General features: G+C 37.1%; 1 pseudogene. It reads right to left on the reverse strand.

Annotation, left to right across the window (positions count from 1 at the left end):
* Window positions 1-214: 214 nt before the first annotated feature.
* A pseudogene (locus tag ACFINZ_RS11095) lies at window positions 215-669 on the reverse strand (integrase); the annotation flags it as partial.

The following is a 669-nucleotide window of genomic DNA, read 5'->3' on the forward strand; positions in this document are numbered from 1 at the left end:
ATGGCTATCGTTTGAGAAAAAGTTGAAAAGCTGTTGCAAAATCCCATACAAGAAATAGGATTAAGTTTTCTGATCACGATAAACAAACACACTTCATAAGCCCTTATCCCCCAAGACACAACATAAGACCTTGCAACAATCGTTATTGCAATCCATGCCACTCGTTAGATCTGATGTTTTTGACTTAGATCTTTCAATAACTTCGTGCGTTTCTGGTTGTTGTTTCGCAAAGTGTTTTATAAAAAGACGGAACATTTTCCAGTTCATTACCGGTCTATTAGTGATTTTATGGAGTTGTTCTTCCTAAGAGAGCGCGTGCTTTTTGCTGTTGCCTGTAAATCGACATCTAAATTTAGCGCAGTAGCATGTTTGAGACAAAGATTGAAACGGATACCGGCTTTCTCTGCTGTTGTAGTTTTTTGTATGCCAAGTAGAAGCAAGGGTCTTGCGTATCTCTATTGGGGTAATTTCTGAAACGGATAGACAACCTCAGTTAGGGAGAATATGAAGTTGTAAAGGTGAAAACTAATCCCTAGCCTTGCCATCTTCTTTTAATTCGGCTTTACGATTTTCAAAAGTATTTAGAGTAATATCTTTTAAATAATGCAGATTACGCATTGCCTCACGCTTTTGTTTATTGCATTCTTTAATAATGTCACATCTCTCATG

The sequence above is a fragment of the Bartonella sp. AA81SXKL genome, from assembly GCF_042196945.1.
Lineage (GTDB): Bacteria > Pseudomonadota > Alphaproteobacteria > Rhizobiales > Rhizobiaceae > Bartonella.